This is a genomic window from Actinomycetota bacterium, from assembly GCA_016700055.1.
In the GTDB taxonomy this organism is placed as follows: domain Bacteria; phylum Actinomycetota; class Acidimicrobiia; order Acidimicrobiales; family Ilumatobacteraceae; genus Kalu-18.
In genome coordinates this window covers 2017847-2040186 of the sequence record CP064997.1, presented here as the reverse complement: position 1 = coordinate 2040186, position 22340 = coordinate 2017847, and the positions used below count along the sequence as shown (strand labels likewise).

General features: G+C 69.5%; 19 protein-coding genes and 1 pseudogene. 9 read left to right on the top strand and 11 right to left on the bottom strand.

Annotated elements, in window-relative coordinates; all coding sequences use genetic code 11:
• Positions 1–78 precede the first annotated feature (78 nt).
• Positions 79–636, bottom strand: coding sequence for a TIGR03086 family protein (locus IPM43_09995; protein QQS23760.1), 558 nt, complete (start codon positions 634–636; stop codon positions 79–81).
• 364 nt (positions 637–1000) lie between these two features.
• On the opposite strand from IPM43_09995, the gene IPM43_09990 reads away from it, so the two are divergent.
• Positions 1001–1366 carry a cupin domain-containing protein gene (locus IPM43_09990; protein QQS23759.1) on the top strand — a complete coding sequence of 122 codons (366 nt, stop codon included), beginning with the start codon at positions 1001–1003 and terminating at the stop codon, positions 1364–1366.
• Between the two features lie 18 nt (positions 1367–1384).
• On the opposite strand, the gene IPM43_09985 is transcribed toward IPM43_09990, so the two are convergent.
• Entirely contained in the window at positions 1385–1666 is a 282-nt protein-coding gene (locus tag IPM43_09985) for a hypothetical protein (protein QQS23758.1), read from the bottom strand.
• Between the two features lie 1065 nt (positions 1667–2731).
• Between IPM43_09985 and IPM43_09980 the strand changes: the two genes are divergently transcribed.
• Together IPM43_09980 and IPM43_09975 are read left to right on the top strand one after the other, a co-directional pair.
• Complete coding sequence (locus IPM43_09980) at positions 2732–3118, top strand: helix-turn-helix transcriptional regulator (protein QQS26421.1); 387 nt, start codon at positions 2732–2734, stop codon at positions 3116–3118.
• Positions 3119–3168: 50 nt separating this feature from the next.
• Positions 3169–4041 carry an alpha/beta fold hydrolase gene (locus IPM43_09975; protein QQS23757.1) on the top strand — a complete coding sequence of 291 codons (873 nt, stop codon included), beginning with the start codon at positions 3169–3171 and terminating at the stop codon, positions 4039–4041.
• 64 nt (positions 4042–4105) lie between these two features.
• On the opposite strand, the pseudogene IPM43_09970 reads toward IPM43_09975, so the two are convergent.
• Positions 4106–5262 (bottom strand): annotated as a pseudogene (locus tag IPM43_09970) (IS30 family transposase).
• A 133-nt stretch (positions 5263–5395) separates the two neighbouring features.
• On the opposite strand from IPM43_09970, the gene IPM43_09965 reads away from it, so the two are divergent.
• The 4 genes from IPM43_09965 (at position 5396) to IPM43_09950 (ending at position 11227) form a co-directional block, all read left to right on the top strand.
• Positions 5396–5938: a PadR family transcriptional regulator gene (locus IPM43_09965; protein QQS23756.1), complete on the top strand. Its 543-nt coding sequence runs from the start codon at positions 5396–5398 to the stop codon at positions 5936–5938.
• Positions 5935–6684, top strand: coding sequence for an ABC transporter ATP-binding protein (locus tag IPM43_09960; GenBank protein ID QQS23755.1), 750 nt, complete (start codon positions 5935–5937; stop codon positions 6682–6684). The genes IPM43_09965 and IPM43_09960 overlap by 4 nt, the downstream gene beginning before the upstream one ends.
• A complete protein-coding gene (locus tag IPM43_09955; protein ID QQS23754.1) occupies positions 6681–9407 on the top strand; it encodes a hypothetical protein in 2727 nt (908 codons plus the stop codon). Before IPM43_09960 ends, IPM43_09955 begins: the two co-directional genes overlap by 4 nt.
• Positions 9408–9499: 92 nt before the next feature.
• Positions 9500–11227 carry an acyl--CoA ligase gene (locus tag IPM43_09950; GenBank protein QQS23753.1) on the top strand — a complete coding sequence of 576 codons (1728 nt, stop codon included), beginning with the start codon at positions 9500–9502 and terminating at the stop codon, positions 11225–11227.
• Positions 11228–11267: 40 nt separating this feature from the next.
• Here the strand turns inward: IPM43_09950 and IPM43_09945 are convergent, their stop codons facing one another.
• The 6 genes from IPM43_09945 to IPM43_09920 all read right to left on the bottom strand — a co-directional run bounded on the left by IPM43_09945 (position 11268) and on the right by IPM43_09920 (position 16743).
• Positions 11268–11891, bottom strand: coding sequence for a hypothetical protein (locus IPM43_09945; GenBank protein ID QQS23752.1), 624 nt, complete (start codon positions 11889–11891; stop codon positions 11268–11270).
• Positions 11885–13660, bottom strand: a complete 1776-nt coding sequence (locus IPM43_09940; GenBank protein ID QQS23751.1) for a hypothetical protein — start codon at positions 13658–13660, stop codon at positions 11885–11887. Before IPM43_09940 ends, IPM43_09945 begins: the two co-directional genes overlap by 7 nt.
• Complete coding sequence (locus IPM43_09935; protein ID QQS26420.1) at positions 13660–14505, bottom strand: ATP-binding cassette domain-containing protein; 846 nt, start codon at positions 14503–14505, stop codon at positions 13660–13662. The genes IPM43_09940 and IPM43_09935 overlap by 1 nt, the downstream gene beginning before the upstream one ends.
• Before the next feature lie 20 nt (positions 14506–14525).
• Positions 14526–15107 (bottom strand): hypothetical protein, encoded by a 582-nt coding sequence (locus tag IPM43_09930; GenBank protein ID QQS23750.1) that lies wholly within the window; start codon positions 15105–15107, stop codon positions 14526–14528.
• A gap of 254 nt (positions 15108–15361) precedes the next feature.
• Complete coding sequence (locus tag IPM43_09925) at positions 15362–15895, bottom strand: RNA polymerase sigma factor (GenBank protein QQS23749.1); 534 nt, start codon at positions 15893–15895, stop codon at positions 15362–15364.
• A gap of 83 nt (positions 15896–15978) precedes the next feature.
• A complete protein-coding gene (locus IPM43_09920; GenBank protein QQS23748.1) occupies positions 15979–16743 on the bottom strand; it encodes a ZIP family zinc transporter in 765 nt (254 codons plus the stop codon).
• Between the two features lie 59 nt (positions 16744–16802).
• Between IPM43_09920 and IPM43_09915 the strand changes: the two genes are divergently transcribed.
• Positions 16803–17963, top strand: coding sequence for an IS30 family transposase (locus IPM43_09915; protein QQS23747.1), 1161 nt, complete (start codon positions 16803–16805; stop codon positions 17961–17963).
• 71 nt (positions 17964–18034) lie between these two features.
• On the top strand, positions 18035–19063 hold the full coding sequence (locus tag IPM43_09910; GenBank protein QQS23746.1) for a DUF2804 domain-containing protein: 1029 nt from the start codon (positions 18035–18037) through the stop codon (positions 19061–19063).
• A 31-nt stretch (positions 19064–19094) separates the two neighbouring features.
• Here the strand turns inward: IPM43_09910 and IPM43_09905 are convergent, their stop codons facing one another.
• Complete coding sequence (locus IPM43_09905; protein ID QQS23745.1) at positions 19095–19796, bottom strand: response regulator transcription factor; 702 nt, start codon at positions 19794–19796, stop codon at positions 19095–19097.
• Complete coding sequence (locus IPM43_09900; protein QQS23744.1) at positions 19793–22330, bottom strand: sensor histidine kinase KdpD; 2538 nt, start codon at positions 22328–22330, stop codon at positions 19793–19795. The genes IPM43_09905 and IPM43_09900 overlap by 4 nt, the downstream gene beginning before the upstream one ends.
• Between the last annotated feature and the right edge of the window lie 10 nt (positions 22331–22340).

The window sequence follows — 22340 nt, the reverse complement described above, 5'->3', positions numbered from 1 at the left end:
TCCTCGCGTTCTCGGTCGGATCCGTGACACATAGCGCGACGGATCCGACCGAGAAAGGGGGGTGGAGCGCGCTCGGGGTTACACGGTGCGGCCGGTGAAGGCGGCCAGGCGCTCGATCGGCGAAGCGCCTGGGGGAGCCTCGACGGCGGCTGCGAACGTGTCGCCGTCGCGCATTTCGGGGGTGATCGCCTGACGGGCGAAGGCGTCGACCTCGGCCACGAGCTCGTCGGGCGGTTCGTACTCCTGCTCGGTGGCGACGGCGATGTCCCAGCCGTGGACCAGTCCGTCGAGCACGACGAACCGCGCGAACACGTCGCCGGGAACCTCGCCGAACGGAGCCTGCACGCGGCGCTCGAGAGCTCCCGGCGAGCGGATCGCGTTCATCAGCTGAGCAAGGGCGGTACCGGCCTGGGCCACCACCGCGGCGCCGTCGGCCAACTCCGGCAAGGTCGCCGGCGGGGTCTCGCCGCGAAAGGCAGCGGCGAACATGGTGGCGCCGCCGATCATGTGGCCGAGCACGCCGCGGACGTCGAAGTTCGCGCACGGCGTCGGGGCCTGAAGAGCGTCGGGGGCGATCCCCGAGGCCACTCGGCCGAGCAGGGGTTCGAGGTGGTCGAGCTGATCGAGCGGTCCCATCGTGTCGTCTCCTTCTCGAGGTGCTGAGTGTGAGCTGATGTCTGCCGGAGGGTTGCGCAGCAGTCGAGCCGCCAAGTCGGCGGCCTCCCGGTCGCGTCCGTGGATGAGGAGGTGTTGTACCTCGCCCATCCAGCGGTCACCCGCAGGGTTGGTGGTACCCACCACTCGATGATGCCCGACGGGCGATATCGCCCGCATCGGGCGAACCGTGCACCGCCAGCGCATCGACGATGGGCGAAACGACCCACGCCGCACGTCGGGCGGCGGCGCAAAGCTGCGCTGTTCGGCCGATGCGGCCTTGCCTGCCGCCCACCGATGATGACGCGGTCCGGCACCGCTAGCCGGTGAGCAGAGGAGATCCGACATGCACGGAACGTTCGACCAGATCCCGATCGAGATGCAGCTCGGCGACATCGAGACCCGCGGCGAGACATGGGACGACGTCATGGTCCGCCACATCGACCTACCCCCCGGCGTCGACTTCACGCCGCTCTTCAAGGGACTGCCCGGAGACCTGTGCCAGTGCCCGCATTGGGGGGTCGTGACCGACGGTGCCATCACCGTGCGGTACGCCGACGGCACGGAAGAGACCACGAGCGCAGGGGAGATGTACTACTGGCCGGGCGGCCATACGGGCTGGACGGAGCACGGCGTGCGCTTCGTCGAGTTCAGCCCTGCCGAGGGGATCCGTCCGGTGCTCGAGCACCTTGCCAGCCAGTTGACGACGTAGCCCGCCCCGAACGGCGCCTCACGTGTCCCGGCTACGATCCGACGTCGTGCTGCGCCGCGCGAGGGGCAAGCCCTGAGCCAGAGCGACCGCTTCGCTGTCGCCCGCGAGGCGTGGTCGCGTGGCGACTGGCAGAGCGCCTATGACGCCGCCACGACGGTCGGCGAGTTCGAGACCGACCGAGCACGAGAGGCCGAGCGCCTCGACCTCCTCGCCGACGCGGCTTGGTGGCTGGGCCGCCTCGACGAGTGCATCGACGATCGCGAGCGCGCCTACGCCCTTTACGACGAGCTCGGTGAGCACCGCCGGGCGGGACAGTGTGCTGTCTGGCTCTACGAGCACAACTGCTTCAAGGCCCGTCCGGCGATCGCCGGCGCCTGGCTGCGGCGCGCCCGACACGCGCTCCAGGAGGACCGCGACTCCCTGGAATACGGCGCGCTGAGGTTACGCGAGGCCGAGATGGCCCATGGCGGAGGCGATCTCGCCAGCAGCGAGGAAGCGGCGCGAGAGGTGGTGCTCATCGGGCGCCGACTCCGTGATCCGGACCTCGAAGCCGAGGCGTTGCAGACCCTCGGGCGAGTCCTCATCGACAAGGGTGAATGGGCGCAGGGTCTGGCGGCGCTCGACGAAGCGATGCTGTTCGCGGTCGAGGGAAGGCTGCGGCCCTACTCGGCCGGCAAGGTGTACTGCAGCCTGATCAGCGCCTGCGAGGCGCTAGGCGATCTGCGGCGGGCGGCGGAGTGGAGCGAGGCGACGACGCGCTGGGCGGAGCGGCATCCGCTGGCCGTGTTCCCAGGGCTCTGCCGAGTGCACCTCGCGTCGTCCCTGCGTATGCGTGGGGAATGGGACGAAGCCGAGAAGCAGGCGGTGCGGGCATGCGCCGAGCTCGCCACCCTGAACGTGGCCAGCGCCGCCGCCGGCTACGCCGAGATCGGCGAGATCCGCCGGCGCATCGGTGACCTCGATGGTGCCGAGGACGCCTTCCGCCGCGCCGAGAAGCTGAGCGGTCAGCCTCAGCCGGGGCTCGCGGTGCTGCGGTTGGCGCAGGGGAACACCGACGCTGCGATCGCCATCATCAACCGCGCCCTCGACGAGCACACGTGGAGCCGCCTGAGCCGGGCGCGGCTGCTACCGGCGCAGGTGCAGATCGCGATCGCCGCGGACGACCTCGAACGAGCCGAGGCAGCCGCGCAGGAACTGGAGTCGATAGCGGCCGACTTCGCCAGCCCGGCGCTGGCCGCCGCAGCTCTCTCCGCCCGCGGGCGCGTACAGCTGGCGTCAGGAGACCGTGGCGCTTGTGCGACCCTTCGCCAAGCGGCCGCTCGCTGGCAAGAGCTCGGCGAGCCTCACGAGCTGGCGACCGCACGGATGCTCCATGGTGTCGCGCTCAGGGAGGACGGCGATCTCGACGGCGCGGCGTCGTCGTTCGAGGCCGCCTCGGCGCTGTTCACCCAGCTCGGGGCAAACACCGATCTGCGCAGTCTGAGCAACTTCACGAACTGCGCACCGGAGCTGCCTGCCGGGCTCACCGCGCGCGAATGCGAGGTGCTGCGCCTGGTGGCTGCGGGGCACACCAACAAGGCCATCGCCGGCGAGCTGTTCCTCAGCGAGAAGACGGTCGCCCGCCACCTGTCGAACATCTTCACGAAGATCGGTGTCACGTCGAGGTCGGCGGCGACCGCCTTCGCCTACGCCAACAGCCTCGTCTCCAACCCAAGCACCCGCCCACCCTCGCGTTCTCGGTCGGATTTGTGACACATAGCGCGACGGATCCGACCGAGAACGCTGGGGATTACTCTGCGCCGATGTCCGTCGCCCGCCAGGACGTCTCCTTCGAGTCACTCGGCGCAGTGCTCCGCGGGTGGCTCTACCCGTCGGGGGCAACGGTTCCCGGACCGGCGGTGGTGATGGCCCACGGCCTGTCCGCGGTGAAGGAGATGTTCCTCGACGACTACGCGGCGGTGTTCGCAGACGCCGGCTTCACCACGCTCGTCTACGACCACTTCGGCTTCGGGGCGAGCGATGGTGAGCCCCGCCAGTCACCGTCCGCCGGGGTTCAGCTGCAGGGCTACCGCGACGCGCTCGCGTGGTTGGCAGGGCACGAGCTGGTCGACCGGGATCGGATCGGCCTGTGGGGGTCCAGCTACTCGGGGGGCCACGTCATCGTGCTCGCGGCGGAAGAGCTGCCGATCGCTTGCGCCGTCGCGCAGGTCCCCCACCTCGGCCCCGGCGGGCCCGAGCTGCCGTCGGGAGCGTTGAGCGCGCTCGTCGGGGCCTTGGAGGCGGGCGAGTCCGGTGGTGCCGACGCCACGTTCCCCGCCGTGTCGGCAACGGCCGACGGCGAAGGGGTGATGTACGAAGACGACGCGTACGAGTGGTTCACCCGCACCGCGGCCACACGCGCGCCGGCCTGGCGCAACGAGCTGCGCATCGCAGCCTTCGTCGAGAGCGCGGCTCACGTGCCGCTCGACCGCCTCGGCGAGGCCCGCGTGCCGCTGCTGCTGGTCGTCGCCGCGGATGACGGGCTGACGCCCCCAGGGCCGGCGGTACCTGTCGCGGCGCAGGCGTCGAACGTCGAGCTCGTCGAGCTCCCCGGCGATCACTTCGCCGTCTACGAGTCCGGCTTCGACGCGAGCAGCGCGCTGGCGCTCGACTGGTTCCGCCGCCACCTCCGATAACCCAGCTCGCCCGACCCAAGTGAGCGACCCCCTCGCGTTCTCGGTCGGATTTGTGACGGCGAATTCAAGCGGTGGTCGCGACAAGCTCGGCGAATCGTTCGGCTGGAGTATCCCATGCGAGGGTCTTGCGGGGGCGTCCGTTGAGGAGCGCAGCGATGTGGTCGAGATCGTCTTGGGTGTGCACGGACAGGTCGGTGCTCTTCGGTAGGAATTGGCGCACGAGCCCGTTCCAGTTCTCATTGCTGCCACGTTGCCATGGCGAGTGCGGGTCGCAGAAGTACACGTCGACGCCGGTGGCGACACTGAATGCTTGGTGACTGGACATCTCGGTTCCTTGGTCCCAGGTCAGCGAGCGGACCAGCTGGGTTGGAAGGCGGGCGATGTTGGCTTCGATCCGCTCGTTGACATGGGCAGCGGTGCGAGCGTCGAGCTTGATCAGCATCCCCATCCGTGTGCTCCGCTCGACCAGAGTTGCCACGGCGCTGTTGCCGTTCTTGCCGATGACCAGATCGCCTTCCCAATGCCCGGGATCGCCCGGTCCTCGATCTCGGCGGGCCGCTCAGAAATGTTGACCATGTTCGGGATCCGACCCCTGGTGTCCGGCGTGCGCGAGTGCGGCCGGCGGGCCGCCCGCCCGGACCGCAAGCAGGCGGCGAGCTCTTTGCGCAGCTCGCCTTTGGCCTGGATGAACACCGCCTGATAGATCGACTCGTGCGACACCCACCACTGTGACTGATCAGGATGATCTCTGCGGAGACGTTCAGCGATCTGCTCGGGTGACCAGGTACGTTCACGAATCAAGGCCTGCACCTCGAGCCACAGCCACGGTCGTTGCTCGGTCCATGATGGCTTCGGACGTAATGCGGCCTGATCGGCATGCTCCTGGGCGACGAACGCCCGATAGTGATGGCGACCGCCACAACGAGCGATCTCCCGACCGATCGTTCCCCGATGACGACCCAACCGGATAGCGATCGCTGTTGGTCTCGTTGCGTTCGATCCCGACCCGGATCTCCTCACGTTCCTCCAACGTCAAGGCATCGTCGCGGAGCTTGCGATCACGTAACACCGTCACAGCTTCCTCGGCAGCGCCAGCTCCAACGTGCTCTTGGCGACACCGGCGATCGCAGCAGCTTCAACCCAGGTCGCACCCCGAGCCAGAGCCCTCAACCCTGGGAACACCACCGACAACCGCAACCTCGGCCGGCCAATCTGAGCCATGCGACACCTCCTCAATCAGGAGCTGTCGCGCTCACCCCTTGAACTCGCCGACACATAGCGCGACTCATCCGACCGAGAACGGCTGCTGCGCAAGAGCTTGACACATGCATACGGAGTATGCATACTGAGGAACATGGCGGTTCGGGAAGGTCTCCTTGCACTCCTCCACGAGGGCCCGCGCCACGGCTACCAGCTGAAGACCGAGTTCGAGGTGGTGACCGGTGGTGTGTGGCCGCTCAACGTGGGCCAGGTGTACACCACCCTCGACCGGCTGGAGCGCGACGGGTTGGTGCTCGTTCAGGATTCACAGGGGCAGAAGACCTACAGCATCACCGCCGACGGGGCCCAGGCCCTCGGGGACTGGTGGGAAGCGGTCCCGCTCGACGATCCCCCGCCCCGCGACGAGCTGATGCTCAAGGTGCTGATGGCCATCGAGCACGGCCCGGCGCATGCGCTCGGGGTGATCACCCGCCACCGCACCGCGCTGCTCGCGCTGCTCCAGCAGCGCCGACGCGCCCGGCCGGCGCGAAGCCCCAAGGACGGTGCCGGTGCGCTCGCCGCCGCGCTCGTCACCGACGCCCTCGTGGTGCGCGCCGAGGCCGACCTGCGCTGGCTCGACCTGTGCGAGGCGCGGCTGTTGAACGCCGACGATCCGACGACTGGAGATACCCGATGACGACAGCAACCTCCTACAGCGACCCGGTCCTCGAGTTCGTCGACGTCGCGAAGACCTTCGGCTCGGGCTCCACCGCGGTTACCGCCGTGGACGGCATCTCGCTGCAGGTGCAGCCGGGCGAGATCGTCGCGGTGATGGGCCCGAGCGGGTGCGGGAAGAGCACCTTGTTGCACTTGGCGGGCGCGCTCGAGAGGCCCACTGCGGGGCGGGTGCTGGTCGGTGGCCGCGACCTGGCCACGATGTCGCTTGCCGAGCAGGCCGAGGTCCGCCGCCGCGATGTGGGATACGTGTTCCAGCGGCTCAACCTGATGCCGTCCCTGACTGCGGTGGAGAACGTGATGCTGCCGCTCGAGCTGGACGGCATCGGTACCGGCGCCGCTCGCCGGGCCGCGCTCGACACGCTGAACATGGTCGGGTTGTCGCATCACCTCGACCGCTACCCCGACGACTTCAGCGGAGGCCAACAGCAGCGCATCGCCATCGCCCGTGCGGTCGTCGGAACGCGGCGGGTGCTCTTGGCCGACGAGCCGACAGGCTCGCTCGACACCCTCAACAGCGACCAGGTGATCGAGCTGCTCGCCGCCCTGCCCGCGGACCATGGCACGGCGGTGGTCCTCGTCACGCACGAGCCGCGCTTCGCGTCGTGGGCGGACCGCGTGGTGTTCCTCCGCGACGGCCGCATCGTCGACGAGACGCGCCCTCACACCCCCGAGCCGGCGACTGCCGCGGCTGGGGTTTCGCGATGACGCTGCTCGAGGACCCTCCCGCGGCCGGCGTCCGCCCGGTGGAACCCGCCCGACCTGCCGTGCCATCGGCCCCCCGCTGGCGTCTCGCCGCTCGGCTCGCGCGCCGTGAGGTGCGCCGCCGTCCCGGACGCACCGCGCTCGTCACCTTGCTGGTCGCCGGACCGGTGATGGCGATGGTGTTCGGCAGCGTGCTCGTACGAACGCAGGCGGACACGTGGGCGGAGAAGTTCCAGCGCACGGGCGGCCAGGCAGATGTGCGCCTGGAGATGTGGGACTCCGACGGCCGGGCCACTACCGGCACCGGCCTGACCGACGAGGAGTGGGCAGCGCGGCTGCCCGCCGGGTCGACGTTCGAGCGATACGGCAGGACGTACGCCTTGGCGAGCGGCGGCGGCCAGACCTCCTTCATCCAGTTCCTCGACTTCGATCTCGACGCTCCGCTGGTGCGCGGGGTCGTCGAGGTGCGAGACGGCCGAGCCCCTACCGCAGCCGACGAGATCGCGCTCGACCGAAGCACCGCCGACCACTTCGACGTCGGCGTAGGCGACGTCTTGACCCTCGACTCCCCCGCGGGCGACTGGACCGTCACGGGAATCGTGCGTCACAGCGACTCGTTCCGCGAGCAGTTGTTCATCTTCGGGGAGTTCGACTGGGACCGCGTCGCCGCGGGGCACCGCGGCGAACAGATCTTCATCGACCTCCCGGCCGGGACGTCCCCCGAGGAGACCGCGGCACTGGGCGAGCTGGGGGCGTTCGGCAACGCGTTCGCCCGCGACGTCCTACCCGGGTTCGTCGACTCCGACACCGGCGAACCCTCCACCGCGGCGATGGCGTGGGGATGGGTGGCGGGTGCGCTCGCGCTGTGCGTGGTCAGCATCGTCATCGCCTCCGCATTCGCCACCAGCGCCAGCCGCCAGCTGGTGACCCTCGGTCAGCTGTCGGCCAACGGCGCGGACCGCCGCCTGCTGCGCCGCACCCTCGCGCTGCAGGGGTCGTGGAGCGGGCTCATCGGATCGATCGCCGGTGCGGGCGTCGCGCTGGTCGCCCTGGTGCTGTCGCACGACCTCGCCGAGTTCGTCGTCTCCCGGCGGCTCGGCAGCTACGAGATCGCCGCCGGTGACCTGGCGATCGTCGTCGTCACCGGTGTGGCCGCGGCCACGGTCGCCGCGCTCGTTCCCGCCCGCAGCACCGTACGCGTGCCGGTGCTCGCCGCCCTGGCCGGCCGCCGGCCACTCGGCGTCGTGCCCCGGCGTCTCGTGCCGATCGGGCTCGCCCTCTTCGCGGGGGGAACCGCGCTGATGGCCTTCGCTGCTGCTGCATCGACCGGTGGTGACGGCTCGAACGCCAACCTGCACGCGGCGGTGGCGGTGATCGGCGGTCTCGGTGCGCTGTTCGGCATGTGCTGCATCACACCGCTCGCGGTCGACACTGCCGGCCGGGTGGGCGCACGAGCGGCAGGATCGTGGCGGCTTGCGGCGCGCAGCCTGGCCCGCACCCGCACCCGCAGCGCCGGCGTGGTCACCGCGATCGCCGCCACCGCGGCGTTTGCCATCGCCGGCTCCACCGCGCTCGCCACGTCGCAGATCGAGCATCACGATCCGGACGAGATCCTCAATGTGCCCCTTGACGCCGTCATCGTCACCTCCGCGATCTGGCCCGAATACGGCTTCGAGAACGGGATCGTCGACCCACCGCTCTACACGCCGATCACCATCACCGACGAGCTGGTCGACCAGGTGATGTCGATCACCGGTGGAACCTCCACCGTGCGGCGCGCCGCGGTGTGGGACCCGGCACCCTTCCCGGAGGACCGCTACGGCATATCGGCCGAGGGGCTCCCGATGGATGCCACCGGTTCGATGGTGATCGCGGACCCGGTCGTGCTCGAGATGATCGGCCTCTCCGAGCGGGATCGGGCACGTCTCGACGAGATCGGCGCGATGACTCTCTTCGATGTGTCCGGCGGAGAGGTCGAGGAGTCGTTCGAGCAGGTGATCGACATCGAGGGCTCGGGCGAGCGGACCTTCCGCGTCGCCGCGACCACCGAAGCGTTCGAGTCGCAGGGCGGGGTATGGGGCACGCTCGTCACCGAGAAAGCAGCTCGCGAGCTCGGCCTGGCCGTCGTCGACGATGCCGTCGTCGTGCGCGCCGCCGAGGATTTGAACGGAGATCAGCTCCGCCGACTGATGGACCTGCAGCGAGAGCTCAACCCGGCCGAGTTCGGTCCGCTCGTGTTCGACGTCCCCGAAACCGGTACCGACACCGCCGAACCGGTGCAGATCGTCGCGCCCCCCTACCCGGGCAACGACGTCCGCACCGATCTCATCCAGCTTTCGATCGCCGCCGCCGCGCTGCTGCTCACGCTCTTCGTCGTCGCCGTCGGCCTCGCCTTGTCCGCTGCCGAGAGCCGCGACGAGCGCGACGTGCTGACCGCAGTCGGCGCCAAGCCGAGCACCTTGCGACGCGTCGCGGCCGAGAAGGCCGTGCTGATGTCGCTGACCGGCACGCTGCTCGCCCTCCCGGCGGGACTGCTGCTGATCGTCGCCGTGCTGCGGGCCATCGACGACGGGAACCCCGGCCCGACTCCGATCGACGTGTCGTGGCTCACCTTGGGGCTGCTCGTGCTCGGTGTGCCGCTTCTCGCCGGAGTCGTCACCTGGATCGGTTCAAGCATCGCCCAGCGGCTGCGACCGGTGCACATGTCGACCCTGCACGCCGACTGAGTCCGCTCCGCTGACCCGGCATCTACGCCCGGCGGTTAGCTTTGCCCGCTGGCACGATCGACGCGTGGACAACGCACGGACGAGGGGGAGCGATGCCGACAGCAGCAGAGGTACGGAGCCTGCTGACTGGCCCGGGCGGGATGTTCGAGGTCGTCACCGACACAGTGCTCGGGCGCCAGATGGAGGTGTACGCCAACCGCATGCCTTCGCTGCGGTCGGTGGCCGAGACGGCGATGATGCACGGCGACGCGAAGGAGTTCATCGTCTACGGCGATCGCACCTACGGGTTCGCCACGTTCGTCCGCAGTGCCAACGGCGTCGCCCATGCCCTGCGTGACCGCTTCGGTCTCGGCAAGGGCGACCGGGTGGCGGTGCTGTCGCAGAACAACCCGGAGTGGTGCCTCACGTTCTGGGCGACGGTCCAGCAGGGCGCGATCCTCGTCGGCCTGAACGGGTGGTGGACCACCGACGAGATCGAGTACGGACTGCAGGATTCCGGCGCGAAGGTGCTCGTCGCGGACCGGAAGCGATTCGAGCGCATCGCCGGCTCGCTCGACGAGGCGCCGTCCCTGCAGCACGTCTTCCTCGTCGGCTGCACACCGTCGGACTTCGACCTCGCCGACGACCCCCGCATGCACACCTTCGACGAGCTCGTCGGGTCGCCGACGGACGCCTTCGTGGAGGAGGAGATCGCCGAGGACGACCCGGCCGTCATCTTCTACACGTCGGGTACCACCGGCCGGTCGAAGGGTGCCATCTCGACCCATCGCAGCATGATCGCCAACCTCCAGAACACGCTCTACAACGCGGTCGCGGGAGCGATGTCGAGCGGCGGTGGCGCGCTTCCCGACGCCGGTGACGGCCAGAACGTGGCGCTGTTCACGTCGCCGCTGTTCCACGTCTCGGGCTGCCATTCGACGCTCGTCGTCGGCCTCCTCGCCGGCCTCAAGCTGGTCATGCCCGAAGGTCGGTTCACGCCCGAGATCGCGCTGGCGCTCATCGAGCAGCACCGGGTGACGGTGTGGGCCACAGTGCCCACCATGGTGTGGCGCGTCTGCGAACACCCGGGGCGCCACGACTACGACACCAGCACCGTGAAGAGCGTCGGCTTCGGGGGGTCGCCGTCGGCCGGGGAGCTGCAGCGCATGATCCGCGAGACGTTCCCCAACGTCGCCTCGACCTCCAATGCGTACGGGCTGACCGAGACGTCGTCCGTGGCGACGGTCATCTCCGGCCAGGATGCCGTCGAGCGGTCGACCTCGGTCGGTCCCCCCGTGCCGACGGTGAAGTTGAAGATCGTCGACGCCGACGGCATCGAGGTGCCGGTGGGCAGCACCGGTGAGGTCTGCATCTCCGGTCCGATCCTGATGGCCGGGTACTGGAACAAGCCCGAGGCCACCGCCGAGGCGATCGACGCAGAAGGCTGGCTGCGTACCGGCGACCTCGGCAACGTCGACGAGGACGGGTTCTTGTACATCACCGACCGCAAGAAGGACATGATCATCCGCGGCGGCGAGAACATCTACTGCGTGGAGATCGAGCAGCGCCTCGTCGACCATCCGAAGGTCGCCGATGCGGCGGTGATCGGCGTGCCGCACCCCGAGCTCGGTGAAGAGGTCAAGGCCGTCGTGCAGCTCGAACCCGGCGAGACGATGAGCGAGGCCGAGATCCGCGAGTGGGTGGCCGCCGGACTGGCCGCGTTCAAGGTTCCGGCGTACGTCGAGGTGAGCGGCGACAAGCTGCCCCGCAACGCGAGCGGCAAGCTGCTGAAGAACGTCCTGCGCGGCGAAGGCACGGCCACCTTCGCGGAGACGATGTAGCGCCCCTACGCGTTCTCGGTCGGATGAGTCGCGCTATGTGTCACAAATCCGACCGAGAACGCGAGGGGGGGGAGTACGGGTCGCGGGTGTTCCAGGCGGCGAGCGCGAAGGCCGCCAGGGCCGGTATCAACCAGCGATGAGCGAGCCTGTCGTCGATGATCGTCGGGAGCCAGGGGTAGCGCTGGGCGAGCCCGCTCGCCACGAGGACGGCCATCGGGCCGACTGCCGCCTCGCCGAGCGACACCCGATCTGCACCTCGTCGTCGGCCGACGGACGCGGCAGCGCAGCTCAGCGCGATCACGGCCAGCAGTGCGGGTGCTTGTGCTCGCGCGGGAGTGAGCGAGCCGCCGTCGATGCGCACGACCAGGACGACGGCGAGGCCGGACACCCCGATGGCGACGGCGAGCACGGCAAGCCGCGCAATGGTCCGACGGGCAAGCGGCGTCGCAACCGCATCGAGCACCGCCCGCGCCGGTTCGTCGAATGCAAAGCCGAACACCGCTCCGGCGACGACCATCCAGAAGAGGAGGGCGTCGTCGGGCGAACGTCCGTGGCGAACGGCGACCAACAGCGTCGGTGCGGTCGCGAGCGCGAGCACGACCGCGACCTCGGGCCAGGGCAACGAGCGCACCACCAACGAGTCGAGTCGGGGGCGGATCAGCATTGCGTCACCGGGGTACGGCCAGGAGACACCGCGAGGGCCGGCGCTCCGAGGGCCTCCAGCAACGCATCCGTCGGGATAGCCGGGTCGAGCCACTCGTTCCAGCGGGCGTGAAGGACGGCCGTCACCTCCTCCTCGGGGGCCGCGATCAGCTGGCGTGTCGCCTCTAGGTCGCTGTGAGCCCACGACACGGGTGTCGTGCCCGCGCGGCAGGGGTCCGGCCAGGGCCGTGAGCCATACCATTCCTGGCCGTGGTCTGTGGAAGGGGCGAGTGAAGCCATCTCGGTGAGGGCACGCTGTTCGGGGACCTCGCGGGTGGCGAGCCAGATGACGACGACGCCACGCGCTTGGCCGCCAAGATCGACCACGGTGCCCGGTGCGGTCTCGTCGGCAACGCCGGTGGCAGCCAAGGCCAACCAGAACCGGGCTGCGTCGTAGCCGTCGGTGGTGAGCTCGACCGGGGCGACGCCCGGTGCCGGGCGCCAACCGGCGAGCCGCGCCGCGATCGGATCGGGAAACGCGCTGACCCGCACGTCGGAACCCTGGCGGAAGACAAGGTCGTCGATGCTCGCTCCGGCTGGCACGGCATCCAAGACGGCGGTGAGGTGCGGCCCGAACGCTTCGGCCAGGGCATCGTCGCCGTGGAAGGTGCACACGGGTACACCGAAATCGGTGCACTCCTGGTGTCGTTCGGGTTCGGTGATCATCGACACGATCCGATCGACGTCGGCGTCGGAAAGGGGCCGGGTCGCGGCCCAACCGGCTGCTGCCGCCGCCGCCACGGCGAAAGCGAGAGCTGCGGCTTGCGCTCGCCGGCGATTACCGACCCACAGCAAGAGGCAGACCACGACGGCGACGAGTGCAACGATCCAGCCCTGGTGCGCTCGCCAGTGCATGGCGGTGAGCCTGCTGGGGAGCGATTCGTAGCCCTGTATCGGCGGTGCGGTCGTGAGCTGGTCCCAGCCGACGCCGTCGGAGTCGCCCCACTTGGGGATCTGGACCAGCGCCAGACCGATCACCACGAGCACCACCACCGGGGCGATCGACCATGGGGCCGATCGGGCAAGCAGCACGCCGAGCGCGGTCGCGCCGACCGCCAGGAACGAGCAACCGACGATCTGCGCGACTTGCCGGCCGCCGAACGGCCCCCAGACAACCTCCGCGCGCAACGCGAAGGCCGCGAGACTCGCTGCGGCGATCAAGAAGACGGCCAGCGCGCCTACCCAGGCCGTCGCGAGGTGTCCGACATCACGCTCGTGTTCACTCGCCGGACACGACGCGAACAGTTCAGCGACACCGTCTCGTCGGCCTCGCGTGCGAGCCCGATGCGCCGAGACGAGGATCATCCCGATGAGAGGGTGGACGAGCCACGGGGTGAGATCGGCGAAGCTGCCGATGTCGCCACCTTGGTCGTCGCCCCATTCCCAGCCGAACAGCCACACCGACATCCCGCCGAACCCGATGCCCGTCCAGAACGCGACCGAGTCGAGCACTCGCCGCGACTCGACGCGCCCCAGAGCAGCCGCCACGCTGGCGTGGCTCGCAGAGTGAGGTGCCGCCGCCACGAACGCGAAGGATCCGGTCGGCGGCGTCCATGTCAGCTCTGCACCGGCGGTCCGCATGCGCACCGTAGCGACGAGCCAGTAGCCGACGATGCCGACGATGCCGACGAACGCGAGGAACAGCACACTGAGGCCGCCCAACCCCGAAGCCAGGCTCACGGGCAGCATCCCGATCGCCAGACCGACGACGAGTGCCTTCGAGCGTCCCATCAGCGGCGCTTGTCCATCGAGGGCATCGAGCCGGCAAGGGTGAGGTAGCCATCCTCGACCGTCGGCGTGACGAGGGTCGCTCCCGACGGCGGCTCGCCGACGTGGCGGACCTCGCCCCCGCCGGTGGTCCATGCCAGCTCGGCGGCAGGATCGCGACTCGCAGCCATCCAAACCCTGCCGTCGGCCAGTGCGGCGAGCCCGGCGGGTGTGCCCGCGAATCGGGTCTTACCGTCGAGCAGCACGACGACGTGGCTGCACAGCGCGGCGACGTCATCGGTCTGATGCGTCGACAACAGCACGGTCGAGCGTTCGGCCAACGCCGACAGAAGCTCGCGGAACCGCAAGCGCTGCTCCGGGTCGAGCCCGGCGGTGGGTTCGTCGAGCACCAGCAGCGCAGGGTCGCCGAGCAGCGCCTGAGCGATGCCTACCCGGCGGCGCATCCCACCCGAGAGCTTGCGGATCGTGATGTTCATCGCCGACTCCAGCCCGAGGAGCGTGAGCACCCGGCGTACTTCGTCGTGGCGTGACCGGCGATCGGTCCATTCCTTCAGGATCGCGACGTAGTCGACGAATTCGAACGCGGTGAAGTTCTGATGGAAGCCTGGCTCCTGGGGCAGATAGCCCAGCTGACGGCGGATGGCGAGCCGGTCATCGGGATCCTCGGCGGACAGACCGAGCGCCGACACCGTGCCCGCATCGGGCGGCAGCACCGTCGCGAGGATCCGCAGCAATGTCGTCTTGCCTGCCCCGTTCGGGCCGAGCAGTCCGCAGATCCCTCGATCGAGCGACACGTCGGCGCCGGAGAGCGCAGCGCTGCGCCCGAAACGCTTGACGATGCCGCGCATCTCCACCCTGGATGCTGTCGTCACCAGGTCACCTCCAAGGTCGAGAACCGGTCACGTCGCCGCCAGCACACGACTGCGGCGAGCAACAGGGCGCCGAACGCAGCCAGCTGACCGACGGGGCCGAACAACGCCGAGTTGACAAGTCCGAGTCCGCTGCGCCGATGCGGCAGCGCCGCGGCCGAGACGAGTGCGCACCAGGCGAGCGCGAGGCCTCCCACTGCACTCACCATGCGAACCGAAGTGCCGAGCGCAAGGCTGCCTGCAGCGAGCGCGAGGCCAGGCAGCAGCCAGAGCATCCCGGCTCGCGAGGCGTCGGGAACGAAGCCGGCGGCGGCCGCGACGACCACTAGCGCCGGAACCTCGACGGCGAAGACCCGCCGCACCACGAGCGCCATTCCAGACATCGGTGCGGCGACTCCGGCCTCCCCGGCCGGTTCGGCGATCGGCGCGAACGCGAGCCAGACCGCGATGAGCGGTACGAGCGGCGCCACTGCCAGGAACGGCCCCGGCGAGTCGCCGGCACGCGCGAGCCCCACCCCTAGCGCCACAGAACCGAACACCGCCGCCGCCCAGCCGAGGCGCAGCTCGCACGTCGCAGCCACCAGACGCACCGTCCACGCCGACAGCCCGAGCCGGCAGAGGACTCGGTGGAGCAACCCCTCGCGAGGCCGGTCGATCACATCTGCGATGGCCGACCAGGATGCCGCGACCACCGCGGGGTCCGCGGAAGCCGCAACCCCTTGGCGACACGTCGCACAGGTCATGAGGTGCGCCTCAACAGACGATGCCGTCGTCGAGTCGAGATCCTCTGGCCTGCGCGCATATCTCGTAAGCAGGTCGGTGGACGCATGCCAGCTCATGCGAGTGCTCCTCGTAGCTCGGCGCGGGCCCTCATGGCTCGCGTCTTGACCGTGCCCGGTGGTATGCCGAGGAGCCGAGCCGCCTCCCGCGTGGTCAGCCCGTCCAGCACCGTCGCCTCCATGACCGCACGCAGCTCGGGCGACAGAGCTGCCAGCGCCGCCGCGAGATCGCCGTGCTCCACACCTTCGAGCACGCGTTCCTCGGCCGCCACCGTGATGTCGTCCTCGGGGTGAGACAGCCGTACCGGTGCCCAATTCCCCCGCTTGCGAAGCACGCCGATCAGCCGTCGGATCGCGATCCCCCACATCCACGCCGCGGGCTCGCCCCGGCCATCCCAGGTCCCCGCCGACCGCCAGATGGCTACGAACGAGTCCTGCACGGCATCGGCGACGATGTCGGGATTGGCGCAGCGACGCGCCAGGCGCGATCGCAGCCAAGGTGCATGCCGGGCATGGAGCTCGGCGAGTGCGCCGCGGTCGCCGTCGGCAACTGCCATCAGCAGATCTGCGTCAGAGCGCATCGGCATCATCGTGACTCACTGTCGCGAGTGCTGCTCGAAAAGGTTCACCGCCTAGCGCTTAGCCGTAGGAATCGCTCGACATCGCCCGTTGTTCAGCTGCCCAACACGTCGATCGCGAGCGAGAGGGCGAACCCGCACGTAGTGGCGAGGCCGACGGTGGGGCCGGCCTTCTCGTAGGCCTCGGGGATCATCGAGGTGGTGAGCATGGCCAGCACGGAGCCCGCCGCGAACGCGAGCGTGAAGGCGATCGCCGCGGGCGATGCCCCGTCGAGGAGCCTGAAGCCGAGCGCGGAGCTGACCGCGCACACGACGGCGATGCCGACCCAGAGCCGCAGGATGCGGGCGGCACCCCAACCGGAGCTGGTCAGGTTCGACGACGCGGCGACGGCCTCCGGCAGGTTCGACAGGAACACCGCGACGAGCATCGAAGCGCCGATCTGGCCGCTCGTCAGCAGGGAGAGACCGAGCACGGCCGACTCCGGTACTCCGTCGAGGACGGTGCCGAGGGCGATGCTGATGCCGTCGGCAGACTCCTCTGCTGTCGCACCGTCACCGCTCTGCTTCGACCGGCGCTGCAGCAGGGCGTCGGCAATCGTGAAGAGGATCGCGCCGGCGAAGAACCCGATCGGCACCCCTCCCAGGCCGTCAGCCGTCGAAAGCGCCTCCTCGATCAGCTCAAACGACACCGCCGACAGCAGCACCCCGGAGCCGAAGCCCATCACCAGCCCGAGGATCCGGTCGCTCGGCGAGTGCCAGCGCACCACGAGCCCCCCGAGCACCAGCGACGACGCCCCGAGCAAACCCCATAGGAACGCCTCCGTCACCGACTCCCCCCAGTTCTCGGTCGGATCCGTCACGCTATATGTCGGCGAGTTCAAGGGGTGAGCGCGACAGCTCCTGATTGAGGAGGTGTCGCATGGCTCAGATTGGCCGGCCGAGGTTGCGGTTGTCGGTGGTGTTCCCAGGGTTGAGGGCTCTGGCTCGGGGTGCGACCTGGGTTGAAGCTGCTGCGATCGCCGGTGTCGCCAAGAGCACGTTGGAGCTGCGCGCTGCCGAGGAAGCTGTGACGGTGTTACGTGATCGCAAGCTCCGCGACGATGCCTTGACGTTGGAGGAACGTGAGGAGATCCGGGTCGGGATCGAACGCAACGAGACCAACAGCGCGATCGCTATCCGGTTGGGTCGTCATCGGGGAACGATCGGTCGGGAGATCGCTCGTTGTGGCGGTCGCCATCACTATCGGGCGTTCGTCGCCCAGGAGCATGCCGATCAGGCCGCATTACGTCCGAAGCCATCATGGACCGAGCAACGACCGTGGCTGTGGCTCGAGGTGCAGGCCTTGATTCGTGAACGTACCTGGTCACCCGAGCAGATCGCTGAACGTCTCCGCAGAGATCATCCTGATCAGTCACAGTGGTGGGTGTCGCACGAGTCGATCTATCAGGCGGTGTTCATCCAGGCCAAAGGCGAGCTGCGCAAAGAGCTCGCCGCCTGCTTGCGGTCCGGGCGGGCGGCCCGCCGGCCGCACTCGCGCACGCCGGACACCAGGGGTCGGATCCCGAACATGGTCAACATTTCTGAGCGGCCCGCCGAGATCGAGGACCGGGCGATCCCCGGGCATTGGGAAGGCGATCTGGTCATCGGCAAGAACGGCAACAGCGCCGTGGCAACTCTGGTCGAGCGGAGCACACGGATGGGGATGCTGATCAAGCTCGACGCTCGCACCGCTGCCCATGTCAACGAGCGGATCGAAGCCAACATCGCCCGCCTTCCAACCCAGCTGGTCCGCTCGCTGACCTGGGACCAAGGAACCGAGATGTCCAGTCACCAAGCATTCAGTGTCGCCACCGGCGTCGACGTGTACTTCTGCGACCCGCACTCGCCATGGCAACGTGGCAGCAATGAGAACTGGAACGGGCTCGTGCGCCAATTCCTACCGAAGAGCACCGACCTGTCCGTGCACACCCAAGACGATCTCGACCACATCGCTGCGCTCCTCAACGGACGCCCCCGCAAGACCCTCGCATGGGATACTCCAGCCGAACGATTCGCCGAGCTTGTCGCGACCACCGCTTGAATTCGCCGTCACAAATCCGACCGAGAACGCGAAGGAAGCTCGAGGCGGTGGATCGCGGTAGACCGTGGGCCATGACCACGGGAGAGCGCGAGCTCGTCGAGCCGATCGACCTCTGCACGCCGGACGGGACGGCACTGAACCCGGAGGCGCTCGGGTGGTCGCGCCGGCCACTGCACCGGGCGAACCTCGACGGCTGCTTCGGGCGCAACAAGAAGTGGGACTACTGGGCCATCCTCGCCGGCGACCTCGTCGTGTCCAGCGTGTTCAGCAACGTCGACGTGCTCGGCATCGCCGACGTGTGGTGGGTCGACCTCGCCTCGGGCGAGACCGGCGGCCTGCTCGTCGCCGCCGAACCGAGCGGCGACTTCTTGCTGCCCGAGGTGCCCGCCGCTGCTCCACTGCACGTCGATCGTGACGGCTTGACCCTCGCCGTCGTCGACGACCCTCGCAGCACTCGCCTGAGCGCCTCGTGGACCGAACCGGACGGGCGCGACGCGCACCTCGATGTCGCCGTCGAGCTGGCCGCCGGCCACGAATCGCTCAACGTCGTGATCCCCTGGAACGACCAGGTCTTCAACTACACCTCCAAGCACCAGGCCCGACCCGCCGTGGGCGAGCTCGTCGTCGGCGCGCGGCGCTGGTCGATCGGCGGACCCGACGGTCCCGACTCGTGGGGGGTGCTCGACGTCGGCCGGGGGCGCTGGCCGACCGACGTCGACTGGAACTGGGGTGGAGGCGCCGGCCACGCGGACGGCCACGTCGTCGGCCTGCAGTTCGGGGCCAAGTGGACGGAGGGATCCGGGTTCACCGAGAACGGCGTGATCGTCGACGGCCGGCTTTCCAAGATCGGCCGCGAGCTCACGTGGGACTACGACTGGGACGACCCGATGGCGCCATGGCGCATCGTCGACCCCGGTGGGCAGCTCGCCGTCGTGCTCACCCCCCGCTACGACAAGCACACCCGGGTCGGCTGGGAGCGGATCAGCGAGACCCACCAGGTGTTCGGCACCTGGGCGGGCACGCTGCGCACCGACGACGGCCTCACCTTGCAGTTCGACGGCCTGCAGGGGTTCGCCGAAGAAGCCCGCCAGCGGTGGTAGGCACGATCAGCGATCGCGGTGGTGGGCGCGATCAGTGATCGGCGGGTTCCTGTTCGCCGAGCAGCTCGAAGCGGAACCCGATTCCGGGCTCGGTGACGAAGTGGCGGGGATTGGCGTGGTCGGGTTCGAGCTTCTGGCGGATCTGGGTCATGAACACCCGCAGGTAGTTGGTCTCCTTGCCGTACGTCGGGCCCCACACCTCCTGCAGCAGTTGCTCGTAGGTGACCAGGCGTCCGGCGTTGCGGACGAGGACCTCGACGATGTGCCATTGGGTGGGGGTCAGCCGCACCGGCTCGGCACCGCGGCGCACCTGTTTGGCGGCGAAGTCGATGGTGAAGTCGGCCGTGGTGACGACCGGCTTGCCCTCGGGGACCACGGCACGGCGCAGGGCGGCGCGCAGGCGGGCGAACAGCTCGTCCATCCCGAACGGCTTGGTCAAGTAGTCGTCGGCGCCGAGGTCGAGGGCTTCCACCTTGGCGTTCTCGGTGCCGCGCCCGGACAAGATGATGATCGGCACCGTCGACCACCCGCGCAGGCCACGCACGACGTCGAGCCCGTCCATCTCGGGCAATCCGAGGTCCAAGACGACCGCATCGGGATGGTGGCGGGCGGCCACCTGGAGGGCTTCCTCGCCGCTGCGGGCGAGGGAGACCTCGAAACCGCGGGCGCGCAGGTTGACCTCGAGGGTCTTCAGGATGCGGGGGTCGTCGTCGACGACGAGGACTCGGCTCACCGCTGCGCTCCCGGCTCGTCGGGCGCGGCGATCGGCACCGTGATCACCACGGTGGCGCCGCCGCCGGGGGTGTCGTCGATGGTGATCTCGGCGCCGGTGGCGTCGCAGAACCCGCGGGCAACCGCGAGCCCGAGCCCGAGCCCCTGCACGGCCGCGCGCCCACCGTCGCCGAGGCGTTGGAAGGCCCGGAACACCGCTTCGCGCTGGTCCAGGGGGATACCCGCGCCACGGTCGATGACGCGGATGTCGACGCGGTCGCCGACGGTGGCCGCCTCGATGCGGACGCGCTGGCCCTCGGGAGACCAGCTGAGGGCGTTCTGGACGACATTGGCGAGCGACCGCTCGAGCAGGGCCGGGTCGGTCGAGACCAGCGGAAGGGTGTCGGGGGCGACGATCTCGACGGTCGACGTATCGGCGGAGAGGCTGGCCAGCGCGGCGTAGATCACGTCCGCTGGGGCGGTGGGCCAGAGGTTGACGCCGAGCATCCCGGCTTGGAGGCGGCTCATGTCGAGCAGGTTGACGATCAAGGTCGTCAGCCGGTCGGCCTCGGCGTCGATCGTCTTGGCGAAGCATTCGACGTCGTCGGGCTCCCATCGCACCTCGGAGCTGGTCAGGCTGGTGGCCGCGGCCTTGATGTTCGCGAGCGGGCCGCGCAAATCATGTGACACCGCGGCGAGCAAGGCGTCACGCAGGTCGTTGGCCTCGCTCAGGGCGTCGGCACGGGTCGCCTCGGCCTGTAAGGCGAGGGTGGCCTGGGCCAGGCGCACCTGGGCGACGAACGCGGACAGCAGCCGGCGATCCTCGGCCGGCAGGGTCGGTCCGACGACGACGATCGTGGCGCCGTCGGCGAGCTCGGCGGCGTAAGAGCCGTCGTCGGGGGTGGCCGGCAGCGGTTCACCCGACGCGGCCTCGACGCGCCAGCCGCCGTCGCCGGCCGGAGCGAGCACGGCGACGGCGTCGAGGGCGAGCGTGGTGCGCAGCTCGGCCACCAGGTGGTGGAGGGCGTCGCCGTCGAGGATGGCGGTGCTGTGAGCGAGCTCGGCGAGGGCTTCGGCCTCGGCCCGTCCCCGGGCGACCTCTGCCGTGCGGCGCGAGAGGCGATCGACCAGCCCGCTGACCAGCGCGGACACGGCTACGAACACGACCAGGTCGAGCAGATCGGTGGGGTCGGCGATCCGCAGGCTGAACGAGGGGCTGATGAAGAACACGTCGGCGGCCAAGAAGGCGGTCACTGATGCGACGAGGGCAGGGGCCAGGCCGCCGAGCAACGCGGCCGCGATCGGCCCGAGCAGCAGGATCAGCAACGTGCTGGAGATCCCGACGGTGTCCTCCGACGGGAGCAGGGCCAGCGCCAGGAGTGGCGTACCGACCAGGGCGACGAGCCAGGCCCACGTGCGTGATCGCGCCGAACGCGGCGTGAGCCTGCGTCCGGCTCGCAGCCGTCCCGGTTGCGCCGACGGTGGAGCGTCCGAGGAGATGACGTGGACGTCGACGGAGTCGGCGAGGCTGATCACCCGGTTGATGATCGACCCGCGGACGAGCTCTGCCCAGCGTGAGCGTCGTGAGGCTCCGAGGATGATCTGGGTGGCGTTCTCCGCCCGCGCGAACTGCGCCAATGCCTCGGCGACGTCGGTGCCGGCGGTCTCGGCGTACTTGCCGCCGAGCTCTTCGAGAAGCTCGCGGTGGTGGTCGAGCAGCGCCTGGTCGGCGGTGACCAGGCCGTCGGTCGTGCGGACGTGCACGCCCACCAGTTCGGCGCGGCCGCGAGCCGCGAGGCGAGCACCGCGGCGGATGAGCCGGTCGCCGCTCGGCGCGCCGGTGAGGCCGACGACGACTCGTTCGCGGACCTCCCACGGGGCGGTGATCCCGTGGCGTTGCCGGTACACCTCGATGCCTTCGTTGACGCGATCGGCGACCCAGAGCAGGGCCAGCTCGCGCAGGGCGCCGAGGTTGCCGGCGCGGAAGTAGTTGGCCAAGGCCGCGTCCACCTTGTCGGCCGCATAGATGTTGCCGTGGGCCATCCGTCGGCGCAGCGCTTCCGCGGTCATGTCGACCAGCTCGACCTGCTCGGCGGCGCGCACGATGGCGTCGGGCACGGTCTCGCGCTGCACGACCCCGGTGATCTGGGCGATGACGTCGTTCAGCGATTCGAGGTGCTGGACGTTGACGGTGGAGATGACCGATATCCCCGCTTCGAGCAGCTCTTCGATGTCCTGCCAGCGCTTCTCGTTGCGGCTGCCGGGGACGTTCGTGTGGGCGAGCTCGTCGACGAGCGCGATGTCGGGCTTGCGGGCGAGGACCGCGTCGAGGTCCATCTCCTCGAAGGGTTGGCCCCGGTACGTGATCGTCCGCCGCGGGACGAGCTCGAGATCGCGGATCTGGGCGGCGGTCTGGGCCCGCCCGTGGGTCTCGACGTAGCCGACGACGACGTCGGTGCCGCGCTCACGACGGCGACAACCTTCGTTGAGCATGGCGAACGTCTTTCCGACACCTGGGGCTGCCCCCATGTAGATCCGCAGTTCACCGCGTGCCATCGCCGATCAG

Bases quoted from the DNA above. Each gene is read 5' to 3' on its own strand.
- IPM43_09965 (QQS23756.1), top strand. From the start codon at position 5,396: ATGGCGGTTCGGGAAGGTCTCCTTGCACTCCTCCACGAGGGCCCGCGC.
- IPM43_09955 (QQS23754.1), top strand. From the start codon at position 6,681: ATGACGCTGCTCGAGGACCCTCCCGCGGCCGGCGTCCGCCCGGTGGAA.
- IPM43_09990 (QQS23759.1), top strand. From the start codon at position 1,001: ATGCACGGAACGTTCGACCAGATCCCGATCGAGATGCAGCTCGGCGAC.
- IPM43_09915 (QQS23747.1), top strand. From the start codon at position 16,803: ATGGCTCAGATTGGCCGGCCGAGGTTGCGGTTGTCGGTGGTGTTCCCA.
- IPM43_09945 (QQS23752.1), bottom strand. From the start codon at position 11,891: ATGCTGATCCGCCCCCGACTCGACTCGTTGGTGGTGCGCTCGTTGCCC.
- IPM43_09910 (QQS23746.1), top strand. From the start codon at position 18,035: ATGACCACGGGAGAGCGCGAGCTCGTCGAGCCGATCGACCTCTGCACG.
- IPM43_09900 (QQS23744.1), bottom strand. From the start codon at position 22,330: ATGGCACGCGGTGAACTGCGGATCTACATGGGGGCAGCCCCAGGTGTC.
- IPM43_09940 (QQS23751.1), bottom strand. From the start codon at position 13,660: ATGGGACGCTCGAAGGCACTCGTCGTCGGTCTGGCGATCGGGATGCTG.
- IPM43_09935 (QQS26420.1), bottom strand. From the start codon at position 14,505: ATGCGCGGCATCGTCAAGCGTTTCGGGCGCAGCGCTGCGCTCTCCGGC.
- IPM43_09950 (QQS23753.1), top strand. From the start codon at position 9,500: ATGCCGACAGCAGCAGAGGTACGGAGCCTGCTGACTGGCCCGGGCGGG.
- IPM43_09960 (QQS23755.1), top strand. From the start codon at position 5,935: ATGACGACAGCAACCTCCTACAGCGACCCGGTCCTCGAGTTCGTCGAC.
- IPM43_09925 (QQS23749.1), bottom strand. From the start codon at position 15,895: ATGATGCCGATGCGCTCTGACGCAGATCTGCTGATGGCAGTTGCCGAC.
- IPM43_09980 (QQS26421.1), top strand. From the start codon at position 2,732: ATGCTCCATGGTGTCGCGCTCAGGGAGGACGGCGATCTCGACGGCGCG.
- IPM43_09995 (QQS23760.1), bottom strand. From the start codon at position 636: ATGGGACCGCTCGATCAGCTCGACCACCTCGAACCCCTGCTCGGCCGA.
- IPM43_09975 (QQS23757.1), top strand. From the start codon at position 3,169: ATGTCCGTCGCCCGCCAGGACGTCTCCTTCGAGTCACTCGGCGCAGTG.